The sequence below is a fragment of the Yoonia sp. genome (assembly GCF_046498525.1).
In the GTDB taxonomy this organism is placed as follows: Bacteria; Pseudomonadota; Alphaproteobacteria; order Rhodobacterales; family Rhodobacteraceae; genus Yoonia.
The window spans coordinates 1-18,244 of record NZ_JAWOAN010000122.1 but is presented as its reverse complement, the minus strand read 5'-3'; the positions used below and the strand labels follow the sequence as shown (position 1 = coordinate 18,244).

Annotated in this window: 20 protein-coding genes; 11 read left to right on the top strand and 9 right to left on the bottom strand. The window is 57.2% G+C overall.

Annotated features, from left to right (window positions below):
- The first annotated feature begins 75 nt into the window (after positions 1–75).
- On the top strand, positions 76–1,251 hold the full coding sequence (rlmN, locus tag R6T97_RS08445; protein WP_410348848.1) for a 23S rRNA (adenine(2503)-C(2))-methyltransferase RlmN: 1,176 nt from the start codon (positions 76–78) through the stop codon (positions 1,249–1,251).
- A gap of 40 nt (positions 1,252–1,291) precedes the next feature.
- Here the strand turns inward: rlmN and R6T97_RS08440 are convergent, their stop codons facing one another.
- Positions 1,292–2,137 (bottom strand): LOG family protein, encoded by an 846-nt coding sequence (locus tag R6T97_RS08440; RefSeq protein WP_410348847.1) that lies wholly within the window; start codon positions 2,135–2,137, stop codon positions 1,292–1,294.
- A gap of 140 nt (positions 2,138–2,277) precedes the next feature.
- On the opposite strand from R6T97_RS08440, the gene dapD reads away from it, so the two are divergent.
- The 7 genes from dapD to R6T97_RS08405 all read left to right on the top strand — a co-directional run bounded on the left by dapD (position 2,278) and on the right by R6T97_RS08405 (position 9,251).
- On the top strand, positions 2,278–3,105 hold the full coding sequence (gene dapD, locus R6T97_RS08435) for a 2,3,4,5-tetrahydropyridine-2,6-dicarboxylate N-succinyltransferase (RefSeq protein WP_410348846.1): 828 nt from the start codon (positions 2,278–2,280) through the stop codon (positions 3,103–3,105).
- Complete coding sequence (locus tag R6T97_RS08430; protein WP_410348845.1) at positions 3,106–3,387, top strand: hypothetical protein; 282 nt, start codon at positions 3,106–3,108, stop codon at positions 3,385–3,387. It abuts the gene before it with no gap.
- On the top strand, positions 3,384–3,725 hold the full coding sequence (locus R6T97_RS08425; RefSeq protein WP_410348844.1) for a hypothetical protein: 342 nt from the start codon (positions 3,384–3,386) through the stop codon (positions 3,723–3,725). Before R6T97_RS08430 ends, R6T97_RS08425 begins: the two co-directional genes overlap by 4 nt.
- 27 nt (positions 3,726–3,752) lie before the next feature.
- Positions 3,753–4,460, top strand: coding sequence for a heme-dependent oxidative N-demethylase family protein (locus R6T97_RS08420; RefSeq protein ID WP_410348843.1), 708 nt, complete (start codon positions 3,753–3,755; stop codon positions 4,458–4,460).
- A 51-nt stretch (positions 4,461–4,511) separates the two neighbouring features.
- A complete protein-coding gene (gene dapE, locus R6T97_RS08415; RefSeq protein WP_410348842.1) occupies positions 4,512–5,654 on the top strand; it encodes a succinyl-diaminopimelate desuccinylase in 1,143 nt (380 codons plus the stop codon).
- 55 nt (positions 5,655–5,709) lie between these two features.
- Positions 5,710–7,965: a ribonuclease R gene (gene rnr, locus R6T97_RS08410; protein ID WP_410348841.1), complete on the top strand. Its 2,256-nt coding sequence runs from the start codon at positions 5,710–5,712 to the stop codon at positions 7,963–7,965.
- 98 nt (positions 7,966–8,063) lie between these two features.
- Positions 8,064–9,251, top strand: a complete 1,188-nt coding sequence (locus R6T97_RS08405) for a lytic murein transglycosylase (protein WP_410348840.1) — start codon at positions 8,064–8,066, stop codon at positions 9,249–9,251.
- Between the two features lie 10 nt (positions 9,252–9,261).
- On the opposite strand, the gene R6T97_RS08400 is transcribed toward R6T97_RS08405, so the two are convergent.
- From R6T97_RS08400 to ribA, 3 genes are all read right to left on the bottom strand, one after another.
- Positions 9,262–9,744 carry an RNA pyrophosphohydrolase gene (locus R6T97_RS08400; protein ID WP_410348839.1) on the bottom strand — a complete coding sequence of 161 codons (483 nt, stop codon included), beginning with the start codon at positions 9,742–9,744 and terminating at the stop codon, positions 9,262–9,264.
- Positions 9,745–9,812: 68 nt separating this feature from the next.
- A complete protein-coding gene (locus R6T97_RS08395; protein ID WP_410348838.1) occupies positions 9,813–10,307 on the bottom strand; it encodes a L,D-transpeptidase in 495 nt (164 codons plus the stop codon).
- 58 nt (positions 10,308–10,365) lie between these two features.
- Complete coding sequence (ribA, locus tag R6T97_RS08390) at positions 10,366–11,442, bottom strand: GTP cyclohydrolase II (protein ID WP_410348837.1); 1,077 nt, start codon at positions 11,440–11,442, stop codon at positions 10,366–10,368.
- A gap of 156 nt (positions 11,443–11,598) precedes the next feature.
- Between ribA and R6T97_RS08385 the strand changes: the two genes are divergently transcribed.
- Positions 11,599–12,285 carry a response regulator transcription factor gene (locus tag R6T97_RS08385; protein ID WP_410348836.1) on the top strand — a complete coding sequence of 229 codons (687 nt, stop codon included), beginning with the start codon at positions 11,599–11,601 and terminating at the stop codon, positions 12,283–12,285.
- A gap of 123 nt (positions 12,286–12,408) precedes the next feature.
- On the opposite strand, the gene R6T97_RS08380 is transcribed toward R6T97_RS08385, so the two are convergent.
- From R6T97_RS08380 to R6T97_RS08360, 5 genes are all read right to left on the bottom strand, one after another.
- Positions 12,409–13,530 (bottom strand): trans-sulfuration enzyme family protein, encoded by a 1,122-nt coding sequence (locus R6T97_RS08380; protein ID WP_410348835.1) that lies wholly within the window; start codon positions 13,528–13,530, stop codon positions 12,409–12,411.
- Positions 13,531–13,599: 69 nt separating this feature from the next.
- Positions 13,600–13,878: a glucose-6-phosphate isomerase gene (locus tag R6T97_RS08375; RefSeq protein ID WP_410348834.1), complete on the bottom strand. Its 279-nt coding sequence runs from the start codon at positions 13,876–13,878 to the stop codon at positions 13,600–13,602.
- 150 nt (positions 13,879–14,028) lie between these two features.
- The gene (gene serB, locus R6T97_RS08370; protein ID WP_410348833.1) at positions 14,029–14,904 is read right to left on the bottom strand and encodes a phosphoserine phosphatase SerB; all 876 of its coding nucleotides are present in this window, start codon (positions 14,902–14,904) and stop codon (positions 14,029–14,031) included.
- 58 nt (positions 14,905–14,962) lie between these two features.
- Positions 14,963–15,196, bottom strand: a complete 234-nt coding sequence (locus R6T97_RS08365) for a zf-TFIIB domain-containing protein (RefSeq protein WP_410348832.1) — start codon at positions 15,194–15,196, stop codon at positions 14,963–14,965.
- Between the two features lie 490 nt (positions 15,197–15,686).
- On the bottom strand, positions 15,687–15,953 hold the full coding sequence (locus R6T97_RS08360; protein WP_410348831.1) for a hypothetical protein: 267 nt from the start codon (positions 15,951–15,953) through the stop codon (positions 15,687–15,689).
- 314 nt (positions 15,954–16,267) lie between these two features.
- On the opposite strand from R6T97_RS08360, the gene R6T97_RS08355 reads away from it, so the two are divergent.
- Positions 16,268–17,158, top strand: coding sequence for a LysR family transcriptional regulator (locus tag R6T97_RS08355; RefSeq protein WP_410348830.1), 891 nt, complete (start codon positions 16,268–16,270; stop codon positions 17,156–17,158).
- Between the two features lie 131 nt (positions 17,159–17,289).
- Positions 17,290–18,051 carry a hypothetical protein gene (locus tag R6T97_RS08350; protein ID WP_410348829.1) on the top strand — a complete coding sequence of 254 codons (762 nt, stop codon included), beginning with the start codon at positions 17,290–17,292 and terminating at the stop codon, positions 18,049–18,051.
- The last annotated feature ends 193 nt before the right edge of the window (positions 18,052–18,244 follow it).

The following is an 18,244-nucleotide window of genomic DNA, read 5'->3' as shown; positions in this document are numbered from 1 at the left end:
AAAAAGGCGGTTTCCTTGTGGAAGCCGCCTTTTTCTCTTATATGCCCAATCTAACCCCAGTTTGAGAGACACCCCATGGACGCCAAGGCCCCCATCACGCAGGACGTGCTGACTATTCCGCGCAAGCTGCCCGAAGGACCGCAAAACCTGATCGGTCTGTCACGCGACCAGATGCGCGATGCGTTGATTGCGGCCGGTACGGCGGAAAAGCAGGCAAAGATGCGCGTCGGCCAGATCTGGCAATGGATCTACCACTGGGGCGTGCGCGATTTTGCCGAAATGACCAATCTGGCCAAGGACTACCGCGCGATGCTGGCCGATCAGTTCGTGATTGAATTGCCAGAGGTCGTGACGCGTCAGGTGTCCGGCGATGGCACACGCAAGTATCTGGTGCGTATAGCCGGCGGTCACGAGGTCGAGGTTGTCTATATTCCCGAAACGGATCGGGGCACCTTGTGCATCTCCAGCCAGGTTGGCTGCACCCTGACCTGTTCATTCTGCCATACCGGCACGCAAAAACTGGTCCGCAACCTGACCGCGGCCGAGATTGTCGGGCAGGTCATGTTGGCCCGTGACGATCTGGGCGAATGGCCGGTTCCCGGCGCGCCGAAAGATGAAACGCGTTTGCTGTCAAATGTCGTTTTGATGGGAATGGGCGAGCCGCTTTATAATTTCGAGAACGTCCGCGATGCGATGAAGATCGCGATGGATCCCGAAGGCATCTCGCTATCACGCCGACGGATTACGCTGTCGACTTCGGGAGTTGTTCCAGAGATTGCGCGGACAGCGCAGGAAATCGGCTGTCAATTGGCTGTGTCTTTCCACGCGACGACCGATGACGTACGTGATCGTCTGGTGCCGATCAACAAGCGCTGGCCGATCGCGGATCTGCTGGATGCGTTGCGCGTCTATCCAAAGGTGTCGAATTCCGAACGGATCACGTTCGAGTATGTGATGCTGGACGGCGTGAACGACAGTGACGAGGATGCGCACCGCCTGATCAAACTGATCGAGGGTATTCCCGCCAAGATCAACCTGATCCCCTTCAATGAATGGCCCGGGGCGCCCTATAAACGATCGTCAAACAACCGTATCCGCAAATTTGCCGATATCATCTACAAGGCAGGCTATGCATCACCGATCCGCACACCACGCGGCGAGGATATCATGGCGGCTTGCGGCCAGCTAAAGTCGGCGACCGAGCGGGAGCGGAAATCGAAGGCGCAGATCGCACAGGAAGCCGGGCTTTAACGCCAAGTTTGCCATGCTGTCGCATTGTCGCGCCAGCATGTCAGCGCCCGGGGATCATCCCGCGCTTTTCGCCCTTGCCTTCCCAGTTTTCCAGTGCGGCGATTGCATCGTCCGCCGTTTCGACATAGCGGAACAGCTTCAGATCTTCATCCGAGATCACGCCCGCATCGGCCAAGGCATCCCAATTGATGATCTTTTCCCAGAATTCGCGCCCAAAAAGCAGGAACGGGATTTGCTCCATCCGCCCGGTCTGGATCAGGGTAAGCGCCTCGAACATTTCGTCCAGCGTGCCAAAACCACCGGGGAAAATGCACACCGCAGACGCGCGCATCAGGAAATGCATCTTGCGGATGCCGAAGTAGTGAAAATTGAAGCAAAGCTCTGGCGTGACATAGATGTTGGGGGCCTGTTCATGGGGCAGCACAATGTTCAGCCCGATGGACCGCCCTCCTGCCTCTGCTGCGCCACGGTTGCCCGCTTCCATCACGCCGGGGCCGCCACCGGTGACGATGACATTGTCGGTGCCACCCGTTTTCATGGATTTCGCCGTAATCATCCGCGCAAAAAGGCGCGCTTGCGCGTAGTATCTTGTCAAATCAGCCAGTGCCTCGGTGCGCGCGGTCTCTTTCTTTTCAGGTTCGGGAATACGCGCGCCCCCGAAAAGCACGATGGTCGAGGTTATATTGGCCTCATTCATCAGCAGTTCGGGTTTCAGCAATTCAAGCTGCAACCGCACCGGCCGCAACTCCGGCCGGTACATAAAGTCCTCATCCGCGAAGGCCAGCGCATATGACGGCGCCCGCGTTTGCGGTGTGTCGGGGATATGGCTTGCCGACTCGCGGTCTTCGTGGCTGTCGCGGAAGGGGTGTTTGCGGTCGTCAGTCATTGTTTTCGGGTATCCTGCCTGATTTGCTTGCAAGGTTGCCCGCTTAAGGCAGGTTTGCAAGGGCAGTTGCCTCCAAGGAGCGTTGATTGATCCGCCCGCCCCCGCTAGAAGCCTGAGAAATCATTTTACGGAGAACGCACATGTCCAATGCCGCCCTAGAGACCGCCATCGAAGCTGCGTGGGATGCCCGCGATACGATTTCGCCTTCAACCACCGGTGAAACCCGCGAAGCCATCGAAGACACGCTGAACGCGCTGGACAGTGGCAAGTTGCGCGTCGCCGAAAAGCAGGATGACGGCAGCTGGCACGTGAACCAATGGGCGAAGAAGGCGGTTCTTCTGGGCTTTCGCATCAAGGACATGGAACCGCAGGAAGGTGGCCCACAAGGCGGCGGCTGGTGGGACAAGGTCGACAGCAAGTTCAAAGGCTGGGGATCAAACCAATGGCAGGCCGCAGGTTTCCGCGCGGTGCCGAATTGCGTCGTGCGCAAATCTGCCTACATCGCGCCCGGTGTGGTGCTGATGCCTTCTTTCGTGAACCTTGGCGCTTACATTGGCGAAGGCACGATGGTCGATACTTGGGCAACCGTGGGCTCTTGTGCGCAAATCGGCAAGAACGTGCACCTGTCCGGCGGCGTCGGCATTGGTGGCGTGCTGGAACCTATGCAGGCGGGCCCGACGATCATCGAAGACAACTGCTTTATCGGCGCACGATCCGAAGTTGTCGAAGGCTGCATCGTGCGCGAGGGGTCTGTGCTTGGCATGGGCGTTTTCATCGGACAATCCACCAAGATCGTGGACCGCGAAACCGGAGAAGTGATGTATGGTGAAGTGCCGCCCTATTCGGTCGTGGTGGCCGGTTCCATGCCGTCCAAGAATAACGTCAGCCTGTATTGTGCCGTAATCGTCAAGCGGGTGGACGAACGGACCCGCTCCAAGACCGGCATCAATGAACTGCTGCGTGACTAGGTGATCATCAGCCGCCTTCTCGCGCGCAAGCGCATCGCGGCGGGCGTCCGCCCGTCTTTCAAGGCGGCTTGGCTGCCGGTTGCGGCGGATGTCATCATCATCGCAGTCTTGCTTGCGATGCTCTGGCAACCTGCGTTGACATTCATTTACGTGATGGAATTCTCGCTGCCGCTGACGATCCTTGTGCTGATGGTGCTGATCTACGCACCGCTCCAGATCGTGATCATCGTCTCCACGATCTGGGCGGTCCGCTCACGCTGGGAAGAGAAGGAAGACAAATGAGCAAGAAAGAAAGCCGCCAACAGGTCTACACCCTGCTTGTCGAGGTAGGCCGCAATGCCGGAGACGGCTTGCCTGCCGAGGCAACAGGAGCCGCGCTTATGTGCTATGCCAGCGGCGTGGACGAAGCCGAAGCCGTGCGCGAAACCGTGGCGATCCTCAAGCAGGCGGACCTCGCTCCGCTTGATGTGTCAGGCTATGGCACGTTGGATGAACGACTGGCCGAAGGACACGACATTTCGGACGACGAAAAAACGCTGATGGCGCGCGCATTGGAAGAAAACAGCGTGATCGTCGCGCAGATGACACCGTTCTTTGACGAGACGAATGAGCAGCACTGACGTCTTGAGACCATGTCACGAAAGGAAATGAGCTTGATTTTGCAGAGCTCATTGCCGCAGGCCCATGCAGGCGATCCCCGCCTGCCCGGCACAATGCCTTGCGACCCCTACGCGTGGCTGCACGTCGATGATGCCTATGCGGCCCAAATGTCTCTGCGCGCACAACTGATCGGCACGCGAAAGGATGCGGTACTGTATGAACCCGAGAGCGTTCGCGTTGCAGGCCAAGAGGTGCTTGACGCGGCGCTCGGGATATTGCCGGACCTCGGGTTTGATCTGTCCGACGATGCCGTAATTTGCCCGGATGGGCGCCCTGTGCACATAGATCGGGACGCCCCGCTGCATACGCTGGGCCATCTGGTGCAAGAGGATATCTGCATCCTGCAAAAGCAGGGCGCAGAGCATGTGTTGACCGGTGCTGTCTTGTGTTTTCCCGCCAACTGGCGGCTGGCAGAAAAGATCAATCGCCCCCTGACCTGCATCCATGACCCTGTCGATGAATACGATGATAACATCGCCCGCCGCGTGCAGCGCCTGTTTGACGGGGTGCGCGTGGGCAGACCGCTGTGGCGCTTCAACAAGCTGTCTTATACCGATCCCGATCTGCACCAGCCCCGTAAACGGGCCGCGACCGATGACATGCCCTTTATCCGGTCCGAGCGCCAATGTATCCTGCGCCTCCCGCGCACCGACGCCGTCATCTTTGCCATCCACACCTATATCGTACGCGGATAAATTGCATCCCGCCGCCCTTCGCGCTAGCCATGGCGCAAAGGAGACTGACCCATGCCGATTGATCCCGTTGCCCTGACTGCCGACCTCGTGCGCTGCCCCTCGGTGACCCCGAACGAAGGCGGGGCGCTTGTCCTGCTTGAGGACGTACTGACCAAAGGCGGGTTTACCTGCACCCGCGTTGATCGTGGCGGCGTATCCAACCTTTATGCCCGCTGGGGACGGCAAGGGGCAAACCGGACATTCGGGTTCAATGGGCACACGGATGTGGTGCCTTTGGGGGACGAGGCCGCGTGGACGATGCCACCTTTCGGGGCCGAGATCAGAGACGGCTATCTTTACGGGCGTGGTGCGACCGACATGAAATCAGGTGTTGCTGCCTTTGCAGCGGCAGCCATTGATTTTGTGAATGAAACACCCCCTGACGGGGCCGTGGTGCTAGCGATTACCGGCGACGAAGAGGGGGATGCAGTAGACGGCACCACAGCCCTGCTGGACTGGATGGCGGCCAACAACGAGACGATGACGGCCTGTCTGGTGGGCGAGCCTACCAGCCCTGATATCATGGGCGAGGCGATGAAAATCGGGCGCCGCGGGTCGATGACCACGTTTTTCATAATCACCGGCGTACAGGGGCATGCGGCCTATCCTCATCGTGCCAGAAATCCGATGCCTGCAATGGCGCGGCTGATGGATGTACTGTCGTCGCGCGTTCTTGATGAAGGGACCGCGCATTTCGACCCGTCGTCATTGCAGGTGCTGACCATCGACACCGGCAATCCGGCCACGAATGTGATCCCCGCCCAGACCAAGGCGACCGTGAACATCCGCTTCAATGACACCCACACCAGCGCAGACCTGACCGCTTGGATCCAGAAAGAGGCCGACAAAGTGGCCCATGACTTTGGCGTAAAGATCGCGACGTCGGTCAAGGTTTCCGGCGAAAGTTTTGTCACGCCGCCGGGTGAATTGTCTGATCTGGTCGGCAGGGCCGTCGCGGCAGAGACAGGGCGCATGCCCGAACTTTCCACATCCGGCGGCACATCCGATGCACGATTTGTCAAAGATCACTGTCCGGTGGTCGAATTCGGGCTGGTCGGCAAGACTATGCATCAGGTCGATGAACGGGTCGAAGTGGCGCAGATCGGCCAGCTCAAGACGATCTACAAGCGTATTCTGACGGATTATTTTGTGTAAGTTACGCGCACCCAATTAGGATGACGCGCCCGTTGCGCCGTGCTAGGGCTGCGACATGACACGCATCCCTTCCAAATCCGAAATCCTTGCATGGATTTCCGAACATCCAACCCAAGCGTCCAAACGCGATATCGCCAAGGCTTTTGGCATCAAGGGGGCTGCGCGCATTGATCTCAAGCGCCTGCTCAAGGAACTGGAAGAAGACGGCAAGCTGACCAAGCGCCGCAGTTCTTACCGCGATGCCGAAGACCTGCCGCCGGTTGCTGTGCTGGAAGTGGTTGGCACTGATGCCGACGGCGATCTTTTCGCCCGTCCGCTGGAGTGGAAAGGCGACGGGGCTGAACCGCGTATTCTGATGATGATGCGTTCCAGCGATCCCGCCCTTGGCCCCGGTGACCGTATCCTTGGTCGTCTGACTGTCGATCAAACCGAAGATCACAGCCACACCGCCCGCATGATCCGCCGGATCGGGACAAACCCCCTGCGTATTCTGGGGGTATTTCGTGCTGATTCTGAAGGGGGCCGTGTGCTGCCCATCGACAAGGGCGCTGACAAGCAGTGGACAGTGGCCGCCGGTGCGACCGGTGGCGCCAAGGATGGCGAGTTGGTGGAGGCCGAACAAGCCGGACCGAAGGGGCGCTTGGGTCTGCCCAAAGCGCGCATCGTGGCCCGCCTTGGTGATCCGACCGAACCGCGTGCCGTTTCGCTGATTGCCATCCACCAGCACGGCATCCCCGATCATTTCCCCGATGAGGTCGTGGCAGAGGCCGACAGCGCGAAACCGGCCGGATTGGACGGTCGCAAAGACTTGCGCGATCTGCCGCTGATCACCATCGACCCATGGGACGCCCGTGACCATGACGATGCCTGTTTCGTCGAACCCGATCCCGACCCAAAGAATGATGGCGGTTTTATCGTCTGGGTCGCGATTGCGGACGTGGCGTATTATGTCACGCCGGGTTCGGAACTGGACCGCGAGGCGCGCAAGCGCGGCAATTCGACTTATTTTCCGGATCGCGTCGTGCCGATGTTGCCGGACCGCCTTTCAGGTGATCTTTGCTCGCTGCATGAAGGGGTGGAACGTGCCTGTATTGCCGTGGCGATGCGCATTGATCCGGCAGGCAACAAGATTGATCACACATTCCATCGCGGCCTGATGAAATCGGTCGTGTCTCTCAACTATGAAGAGGTGCAAGCCGCCGTTGACGGGCAACCCAACGACAAAGTGGCACCGTTGATGGATGAGATCATTACACCGCTTTATCAGGCCTTTGGCGCACTCATGAAAGCCCGCGCCCAGCGCCAGCCGTTGGAACTTGACCTGCCGGAACGCCAGATCGTGCTGAACGATGCGGGCAAGGTCACATCCGTCAAATACAAGGAACGGCTGGACGCGCACCGTTTAATCGAAGAATTCATGGTGCTTGCGAATGTCGCTGCGGCCGAAACCCTGATCGCCAGGAAATCGCCGTTGCTGTTCCGTGTCCACGAAGAACCCACCCCAGAAAAACTGGATGCCCTGCGCGAGGTCGCCACGGCATCCGGCCTGACGCTGGCGAAGGGGCAGGTTTTGAAAACCGCGCATCTCAACAAGCTTTTGGCGGGGGCCGAGGGCACTGAAAACGACGAGCTGATCAATATGGCCACACTGCGGTCCATGACGCAGGCCTATTACTTTCCCGACAACTTTGGACACTTCGGTCTGGCCCTGCGCGCCTATGCGCATTTCACATCGCCAATCCGCCGCTACTCCGACCTGATCGTGCACCGTGCGCTGATCAAGGCGCATGGCTGGGGCGATGACGGGCTCAGTGATTGGGATGTTGAACACCTCACCGCGACCGCCAAGCAGATCAGCGATACCGAGCGCCGTTCGATGGTTGCAGAGCGGGACACGACGGACCGGTATCTGGCCGCTTTCCTGTCAGATCGCATCGGGGCAGAGTTAACAGGGCGGATCAGCGGCATCGCCAAGTTTGGTGTCTTCGTGAAGCTTGATGAAACCGGTGCCGACGCAATGATCCCGATCCGGACTTTGGGGCGTGAATATTTCCACTATGACGCTGACAGCCAGACCTTGATGGGGTCCGACAGCGGTATGGTCATCGGTTTGGGGCAACGTGTCACGGTCAAGCTGGCCGAAGCTGCGCCTGTCACGGGCGGGTTGATCGTTGAACTGCTGACGTTGGAAGACCGCACGGTACCGCGTGGCCCATCGCGAGGGCGCGGAAAACCGCCGCGCCGCAAGGTCGGGTCGACCCACAAGAAGGCCGCAAAGACGGCCCGCAAGGTCAAACGCACCCGCAAGTGACGGCACAGGCCATGATCGGCGGAAAACGCGCATGGCAAAAAGCTATGATTTTCTGCGCACGCAATTTTCGTTAGGCTGCATCCAAAACAGGAGGCACCATGCACCGCAGGCAGTTCATTGCAGCAAGTCTTTCATCCTTATCCTTGGCATCGATGGCGTCCGCGCAGGCATCAGGTTTTCAAAACTGGATTGCCGGGTTTCGAGGGCGCGCCCGTGCCTCGGGGATCACGGAGCGCACGTTCAACGCCGCTTTTTCCGACGTGCGCTATTTGCCCGACAGCATCGATCGGGACCGCAATCAGGCTGAATTTGTGCGCCCCTTGGCTGACTATATGGCTACGGCGGCTTCCGATACACGGGTCAGCAATGGCCGCGACATGGTGCGACGCTATGCCAATGTACTGGCACAAATCGAAGCACGCTTTGATGTGGAACCGCATGTCGTCGTCGCGGTTTGGGGCATGGAAAGCAACTACGGCCAACGGCGTGGCGACACACCGCTGATCTCGACGCTTGCAACGCTCGCCTATGACGGACGGCGGGGGCGGTTTTTCGAAAGTCAGTTGATTGCAGCCCTGCGCATCCTGCAAAACGGAGATGTCGCCCCCCGCAATATGACCGGGTCCTGGGCCGGTGCGATGGGCCATACACAGTTCATTCCGACATCATACGAGGCCTATGCCGTCGATTTCACGGGCGATGGACGGCGTGATATCTGGGCGGATGACCCCAGCGATGCGCTGGCCTCAACCGCCGCCTATTTCCGCCGGTTCGGATGGCAGAAAGGGCAACCTTGGGGCGTCGAAGTGCGATTGCCCCGTGGGTTTGACTATGGCCAGACGGGGCGCACTGTCACGCGCCGCCCCGATGATTGGGCGCGTTCAGGTGTTGTCGGAACGGACGGGCAACCGGTCCCCAATTATGGGGATGCCACGCTGAGTACGCCAACAGGCGCAGGTGGCCCTGCATTTCTGTTGTTCCGCAACTACGATGTGATCGGGCGCTATAATAACGCCGAGGCCTATATCATCGGGGTTGGCCATCTGTCTGACCGGATCCGCGGGGCGGGGCCGCTGCAATCGGCGTTCCCGCCGGATGAACGCGGTCTGCGCCGGGCCGAAAGGCGCGAGTTGCAACAGCGCCTGACCAATGCCGGTTTTTCGACACGGGGTGTCGACGGGCAAATCGGCCCGAATTCCCGCGCAGCGATCAGGGACTATCAGCGCCGCATGGGGCTGCCGCCGGATGGACACCCGTCACTGGGGTTGTTGCAAAGGTTGCGGTGAACGGAGCCGCCTAAAGCTTTGGGCCAAACTCTGCCAAGACCTGCTCGTACACAGCGCGCTTGAACGGCACGATACTGTCGACAATCCGGTCCGCTGGCATCCACTGCCACGCTGTGAACTCGGGGGTCTTGGTCTCCAGATCAATCTGACTGTCGGTGCCGTGAAAGCGCATCAGGTACCATTTCTGCTCTTGCCCCCGATAACGCCCCTTCCAGATGTTCGGGACCAACGTATGCGGCAGATCGTAACGGATCAGGCCGTCGCTCTCGGCTTCGATCGCAACCAGTTTGGGCGAAATGCTGGTTTCTTCCTCAAGCTCGCGCAAGGCAGCTTCGCGGCAGTTTTCGCCCTTGTCTACGCCACCCTGTGGCATCTGCCATGCGTCTGTGTCGCGGTCCTTGCGTTGGGCCACGAAGACATGCCCGCGTGAATTGGCCAGCATGATGCCGACGCAGGGACGATAGGGGAGTTCGGCAATTTGTTCCGGTGTCATGAATGGGCCTTGGTGTTTCATCGGGTGTCCCTTGTGATGTGGCCCAAGATAAAGCGCAATGCCAGCGGTTATGCGATAACAAGGCGCGTTTCATGGTGGATACGGGCGGCGATCCAGCGCAGATGATCTGGACGAAATGCCACGCAGCCCTCTGTTGGTCGACCGGGACCGCGCCAAGCATGAATGAAAATGGCCGAACCACGCCCCTTGACCGCATAGGGCCAGTTCCAGTCGGTCAGGATGACCAGATTATACATGGGATCAGCCCGGCGCAGGCGTTCGTGACCGTGAGGATAAGGCGCACGGACCATCAGGTTATAGTCTTCATGGCCCACATCGTCAGACCACAGATCAGACGGCCCGATCGGCAGCGCCCAATCCGCGGGCCGCGCCATCCGGTCGGGCCGGTAGAGCATCCCGACAATTCGGTGGATGCCGCGCGGTGTGGCACCATCGCCCTCTTTCTTGCGGTTGGTCAGACCCCCGCGCCCGATGGTGCAGGGAAAGCGGTGGTTCAGGAAGCGCAGGTGCGTAGGTGCAAGGACAAGATCGGTTTGTTTCATGATAAACGTTTTGTGTCCGGTCGAACATGTTTCACCTGATGCGCCGCGCGGTTTTGCATCATAATAAATGCCCTGATTTCGCGGCCTTCGTTGCAAGATAGGCGTGGTTGTGCGGGTTATGGCCCACCTTCAGCGGGACGCGCTCCGTTACGGCTATGCCGCAGTGTTCCATCCGCACCACCTTGGCGGGGTTGTTGGTCAGCAACCGCACCGCCCCGAACCCCATGCGCTTGAGGATTTCGGCACCGATCCGGAAATCCCGTTCGTCGTCTTCAAAGCCAAGACGGTGATTCGCCTCAACCGTGTCGAACCCCTGATCCTGCAAGGAATAAGCCCGCATTTTATTGGCCAGCCCGATCCCGCGCCCCTCTTGGTTGAGGTACAGCAGAACGCCTGCGCCTTCGGCGCCCATCTGAGCCAAGGCCCCGCGCAACTGCGGGCCGCAATCGCATTTCAACGATCCAAGCAGGTCTCCCGTAAAACAGGCCGAGTGCAAGCGCGACAGCACCGGTTTGCTGCGGTCCGGTTTCCCGATTTCGACGGCGTAATGTTCTTCTGCACCATCATCGGGGCGGAAGATATGCAAGCGCCCCGCTTCGGACACATCCAAGGGCAGGCGGGCCGAAATAATCGGGCTCAGGGGGCTGAGCCCGGTATCAAGGGCGGCATCTGCGGGAATGAGGGTCAGGTTGTGCTGCGCGGCAAAGCGCGGCGCATCATCCAGCGGCAGGACCACCGCAGCAGGCAGCAAACGGGCCGCCTTGACCATCGCGATGGCTGCGCGGTGCAGGTCTGCCCCACCGTCTCGTGCGGTCTGCAAGGGCCCCTTCATCGGTGCGCGCAGATCATCCGCCGGGTCGGCAATGGCACGCACCCAGTTCAATGTGACATCGGGGGGCAGGATGATCCGCGCGATGTCGCCATCATACGCACGCGCTTTCAGCGTCTCGGCCCGCCAGCTTGTCACGGCAAGCACTGCTTCTCCGCCCAATGTCCGCAAATCCGCCAGCCGCACCGCGTCCAGCGTTTCGGCAGCCAGCACCAGCGCACCACCGTCCAGCACAACAGGCACGCCCATGCGCAAATCTGCGCGGGCACGCGCCAGTCGTTCTGTAATGTCAGGGGCAAAACCCATCGCCGTCAGCCTCTCTTTTGTTTCAACAAATAGTCGTTTCCGCAGCAAAGTGAAACATTTGCACGCCAAATCACACGTCCGTGTGAAACAGTGATGCGATTGGTTGTCTCGAACGTAATCAGTGCTCAAGTCTAAATGGTAAAGAAGGAGGATGTCATGGGACAACTCAAAAAAATTCTACTCGTCGATGACGATGATGACCTGCGCGAGGCATTGGGCGAGCAATTGCTGATGACCGAAGACTTTGACGTATTTGAGGCAGACGACGGTGTCAGCGCCATGGTGAAAGCCAAGGAGGGTCTGTATGATCTGATGATCCTTGACGTGGGTCTGCCTGACACGGATGGACGCGAGCTTTGCCGTCTTATGCGCAAGCAGGGCATCAAATGCCCGATCATCATGCTAACGGCCCAGGACAGTGATGCTGATACGATTTTGGGTCTGGACGCCGGCGCCAATGACTATGTCAGTAAGCCCTTCAAATTCCCTGTACTTCTGGCCCGCATCCGCAGCCAGTTGCGTACCCATGAACAGTCGGAAGATGCGGTTTTCCAGCTTGGGCCATATACCTTCAAGCCCGCCCAAAAGCTGCTTGTGACCGAGGACGACAAAAAGGTTCGCCTGACTGAAAAAGAGACAAATATCCTCAAATTCCTGTACCGGGCGACCGAAGGTGTCGTTGCCCGCGACGTGCTGTTGCACGAAGTTTGGGGCTATAACGCAGGCGTGACGACACACACATTGGAAACACATATTTACCGTCTTCGTCAAAAAATAGAACCAGATCCGTCCAATGCCCGCCTTCTTGTGACCGAATCCGGTGGCTATAGATTAGTGACGTAGTATTTTGTGCCGTGCGTGAGAGCCTCCCCTCTCTTGATCACAGATTATCGAGTTCCCGCCGGAGATCGGGTCTAATCTCCACCTCCCTGTTGGACTTGCCCGGGCATTGCGCCCGGGCTTTTTTTAGCCCAGCGCCTGATCCCAGTCAGCGATCAAGTCGCCGATGTCTTCTATCCCGACAGACACGCGGATCAGGTTTTCGGGAATACCGGTATGCGGTTCAATCGTATGCCGGTGTTCGACAAGGCTTTCGACGCCGCCCAAGGATGTTGCCCGCAGAAAGAGTTGTAGCTTGCCGACGACGCGCAGCGCGTCCTGCTTTCTGCCTTTGACGATCACGGACATGAGACTGCCAAAACCACCCTGCATTTGACGACTGGCCACATCAAAGCCCGGATGTGAGGGCAAGCCCGGATAAAACACATCATCCACACCGTCCTGCGCCAGCAAATGCTCGGCCAGCGCTTGCGCATTTTGCGACATGCGCTCGACCCGCAAAGGCAAGGTGCGCATCGCCCGGGTCAGCAACCATGCCTCGAACGGTCCAAGGATTGCGCCAGCCATCTTGCGATCTGCGCGGATCATTTCCCAGATACGCGCATCTCTGGCGCAGGTCGAGAGCACCCCGGCAAGAACATCAGAGTGTCCGTTGATGCCCTTGGTCGCGGAATGCATGACAATATCTGCGCCAAAATCCAAACCGCGCGTCAGGATCGGCGTCGCCGCTGTGGCATCGACCATGAGCTTTGCAGCGGTTGAGTCGGCGATTGCGCGGATATCAAGCGTTTTGAGCCAGGGGTTTGAAGGTGTCTCGATAAACACCAGGCTAGCGTGTTGCGTTTCACACGTTGCAAGCAGCGCATCAGCGTCCGCTTCAATCAGATTGATCTCGCGCCGCGCGCAGAAATCTCTGATCCATGCGGTCGTGCCCCAATAAATGCCTGATTGGACAATTGCAGTGTCACCGTTCGACAAGGTCCGGAATACCGCAGCTATTGCGGCCATCCCTGACGGGAAAAGCAGGGTTTCTTCAGCCCCCTCCAAAAGGCGCAAAACCTCTTCAGCCTGCCTCAGATTGTCCGAATCAGCGCGGGAATAGATGTTATCGGGCCGGACGAGAGCATAGTCTTCATCCCTCAGATATGTTGTCGAAGGCTGTAATGCCGGAACGACGCCACCGGACTGCAGGTCAGTTGCTCCGGCGGCATGGGCGGCGATCGTGGCGGGTTTGCGCGATTTATCCATGCAGCCTTGTTGCGCAGAGCCGCAAGCAAATGCAAGGGCCCGTAAACCCCTGCGCTGTGCTGCTGTGCGTTACGGGCAGGGTGCGATGACATAAGTCCCATCGCCCCGCGCATAGGCACATTCCTGTGTCGCTTCGTTTTGCGCAACGATTGTTCCGACAGCGGCCCCGGTCAGCGCGGCAATCACGCGCCAATCATTGTTTGCATCAAGGATGTCTGCAGTGATCAGCCCGGCTGCAGCACCGCCTGTAAGACCGACAGCCGTACGCTGTTCAGGCGTCAGGTTTTCGCAGCCCTGCGCAAATACGATCGTCGTCGCAGCCAATGTCATTGAAATCATACGCGTCATCAGTTTTCTCCTTTGTTGTCGATGAAGAATCGCCAAGTCTGGCATCTGATTATCGGGTCAGGACGGGGCGGGATTGATATTTAGCAATCGCACCTCGCGTCGCCAAAGGCGATGCGATGATCAGGTTGCGGAGTTTGGCCCGAAGCGCTCTCAGGTGACCAGCGCATCCCGGCTATAACCTTGCAGGAACAAAAGCGCCGTCAGATCACCATGGTTGATGCGAATGTTACACTCGGCCTGAACCGTCGGTTTGGCATGCAGAGCCACGCCAGTGCCTGCCCGTTTGAGCATACCAAGATCATTGGCGCCGTCGCCTACGGCCAAAACATCTTTTTCGGATATCCCGAGCCTTGAAGAGATTTCTTCCAATGCTTCAACCTTGGCTGCCTTGCCAAGGATGGGCCGCTGTACCTCGCCCGTCAGTTTGCCATCGGACGCCAGAAGCGTGTTGGCGCGGTTCTCGTCAAAGCCGAGTGCGGCCGCAACCCGCGCGGTGAAGGCCGTGAAGCCCCCCGATACCAGTGCCGTATATGCACCGTGCGCTTTCATGGTGTTCACCAGTTCATAGCCTCCTGGCATGTGGCTGATCCGTTGGTCCAAGACCTGTTCGATCATGTCTTCCGGCAAACCTTTGAGCAGGCCCACGCGTTCGATCAGCGACGCTTCAAAATCAAGCTCGCCATTCATTGCACGCGCGGTGATGTCGGCAACACGCGCGCCGACACCGGCTTCGGCGGCCAATTCGTCAATGCACTCTTGCCGGATCATGGTGCTGTCCATGTCGGCCAAAAGCATCTTCTTGCGCCGCCCTTCAAGCGGCTGGATCACCAGATCGACGCATGCGTTTTGCAAATCTGCCCAAACATCCCACTGGTTGCCAGGCGCGACAGGGATCGCGAATTCTGCCGCCTCATCAACGGCAAGCCAAGTTGCGTCGCCACCGCCCCATGCATTGCGCAGGCTATCGACCAGTGCCGCATCCAGATTGCGTTCTGTGGGTGTGGTGATCAGTGTAACGACCTGCATGCCGGACCTCATTGCATTGATGCAAGAGGTCTAGCGCCGTCAGGTCGCGATGACACCCCTAAAAGTCGAAAAGCTCTCCGAGGAAACTTTCGCGTTTCTTACGCGGGCGTTCCTGATAACGATCATCGCGGCGGTCAGCGCCACCTCCGCCGCCGCTACCCATTGAACGTTCTATGATCTTGTCCAGTTCACCGCGGTCCAACCAAACGCCACGGCACTCGGGGCAATAGTCAATTTCAACGCCACTGCGGTCAGAAATGACGAGCGTGGCACCGTCGATGGGGCATTTCATTGGGTAATCCTCTCGTTAACGTCTTCGGTAAATAAGAACTTTGCGATACCATGCAAGTCCTGCGACAGCAGGCCGCGCTGGGTGGAGCGCCTGTATAAATGTGTATAGATTTGTCTGAATATATCTAAATGTATGAAAAATCATGCAACATAGTGTGAAAAATATACCAATGAAGTTACAAATTTATGAAATTGAAGCAGGGCTGAATTCACGCGAGAACTAGGGCATCGGATGCGTTTGTTTGTATTCGATAGCGTAATGAGTGGGTGTAGCGAGTGAGCCGCGATTCGTCGGTTTCGTTAACGAGTTCTAATGTTTACCCGCGGGCATGTAAGCTGGATTGATGGTGCCTACGGACGTGTGAGTATGTAGGTGCCGTCAAATGCAAAGTAATAGCGACGCATGCTTCGCTTTTGACGGGTTTTGCGGTAGTATAATGTACAAGTTATTGAACAGTGCCCAATTTGGGCGCTGTTCTTTTTTTGTCCGTCTAGGCCGCCGCTGATGACGCCAGTGCGATCGCGCGCGAAAGGGCTTCTTTCGGGCAATCCAGCGTAATGCTGCTTGCGCAGACCTGTCTTTGTCCCGGCCCCACCTGGAACAGACCGGAATAATAGCTCCCATCTGCGGTTCTGGTTGCGCAAGGAATCCACCTGCCCCCCGGCCCTTCGATTTTTTCACCCACCAGTACGTTGATGGAACCCGGTGGAGGACTTGAGAGCGTTGCAGACTTGGTAAGGAAATTTGTAATACTCATGGCAGCTCCTTTCGCTGCATATTTCCCCAAATTAAAGTGTCCAAACGATGGCCATAGTTTGGACTTTCACAGCCACGGCGCTGGATTTTACAGCAAGGCACACTCTTCGCATGTTCAGTGCAATCTGAAGGATATTGAGCTGCCTTCCGTAATCGTCCAAGAGCTGAGAGCTCTTAACCACCCAGCAAATTTATGGCCCTAAAATACACCATTTCTGACCTCATTTTTGCACTGTTGGCTGGCATATGCCTTAGTCATAAACCCATTTTCGTGAACTATTTCGTTCAACATCTTCCACATATCCGGAGGAAAATTTGCTGCAATCCAAGAATAATACCGGCGTCACAATCGCCATGCTGCGTGCATTCATATGCTTGAGCAAAACCTTGAATCTATCCAAGGCCTGCGAAGAGCTGGGGACGACGCGTCAAACCGTCCGGCGTCACATCACCGATCTTGAAGTGATACTTCAAGAACAACTCTTTGAGGTGGTTGATCGTCAATATAACCTCACAAGTCAGGGCTATGACGCAATCGACGAAGCCAAAGCACTGCTCTTGCGACTTGATTTATGGGCAGGACAATCTTCTTTAAAGAAGAACTCCTCGGGTGGACTTGAAAAACTTCAGTATACCGATGCCAATCAACGTACTTTCCACTCTCAACAACATCCGGTCTCTCAACTAGCTTTTAAAGGGCTACCGATCATGAAAAAAGCGTTTGCTGCTTGGGGAAATGCCGAGACGCAAATTGAACACGAAGCGCTGGCGAAAATCCGACCCTATACCTTGATATTCCGCAAGGGGCCGGCAGGCTGGGTTTTCGTCGATATCGGCCAAAAGTCAGCATACGCACAATGGTTTGGATGGGCTTGGTCAAAGAGCGCGATTGGCAAACTCTTGGACGAGGACAACATCGGCGACGAGTACAACGATTTTGTTGCTGGTGCGTACTCGCGCATTTACGATGAAGGCGGTGTTCGCCTCGATCATATCTATGCTCACCTGCCCAAGGATGGCGGCGAACCCCAGCCAGGGACGTTTCAGAGATTGCTTCTTGGTGGTGTGTTTCCCGATGGGACCCCGGGCCTTATTCTTCTTGCCGCAATTACAGATCAGGTCGAAATTGATGCACTGGCAGAGGCTGATCGGCCACATATGGCCCCGCACCTGATTATGGATTCACCTTCTGATCTCTGTAAGTAAGTGACTTTGCTGCCACATTTTTGACACGCCTTTCAGTTTCCAATGGGATATTCTCACAAAAAGCGGTACACAATTCTGGCAATATGTTCTTAGTGTTGCGCCCTAAGCAATGATCGACCGAGGAGCCAGAGATGTCTGCCCGCAATATTTTTGGCATGATTCGGAATGTATCAGGCATTATCCGAGAGCTTGAAGACTCTGGTATGCGGATCGAGGTGGGTGACGACTTTTCCCTCTATCGTTGCTATCGCAACTCATGCCCGGGTCGCGGGGGACTGTATCCAATCTTTGATACAGCGAGTTCGTTTATCGATGAAACCAACGGTTTCTGGATTTGCGGTTTCAATCAAAACGATGAGTTGATTCATAGCCAGGCAGTCCGGTTGCTCGACCTTTCGGGCATTACGCTCGGTCGGCATCTGAATGTGCATCGCCATAAATACATCACGCCCGATTCAACGCCTGATCCTGACCTGACATTCTATGAAGGGCCGGAAGCGTTGAAATCTGTTACAGGGTTGGTTGGTTATTGCGGCGATTTCTGGTTGCCGTCACGCGGATTGGGTGGGCCACGCAGTCAAGGTGCGACAGGTTTATTGTCACGCTTGTTGTTCGAAATACTGCAGCACACGTGGAAAACCGACTTTGTTTTTGCGTTGGTCCCAAAACAACTGGCGATCAAAGGTGCCCATCTTCGTTACGGCTACAGCCATTGTGAACCCGGCAAATGGGTTGGACCTGACCAACAGGTAACCGATGAAGACTATTTGATATGGATGAATGCCAACGACATTGAGAACGTCTTAGCAAGGGACGTTCAATCACTGCGCACAGGTAACAATCAGGTTTCGGCGGTAGGCGCGTCCCTCACGGCGATCAACGCAAAAGTTTAGCACTGCCCACCGATCTGGCAGCAGTTGCACTTCGCAAAATCATGCGTATTCCGGCCAATCTGCACAAAAGAAATGGCGCTGCTTCTTAAGAAGCAGCGCCATACTGTGAGTGGTAACGAGTGGGTGTAAACCGTGTGTGAGTCGATTTCGTCCAAACTCCCCTGCGATTGCGGCGGAATTTAGAGCAAAATGG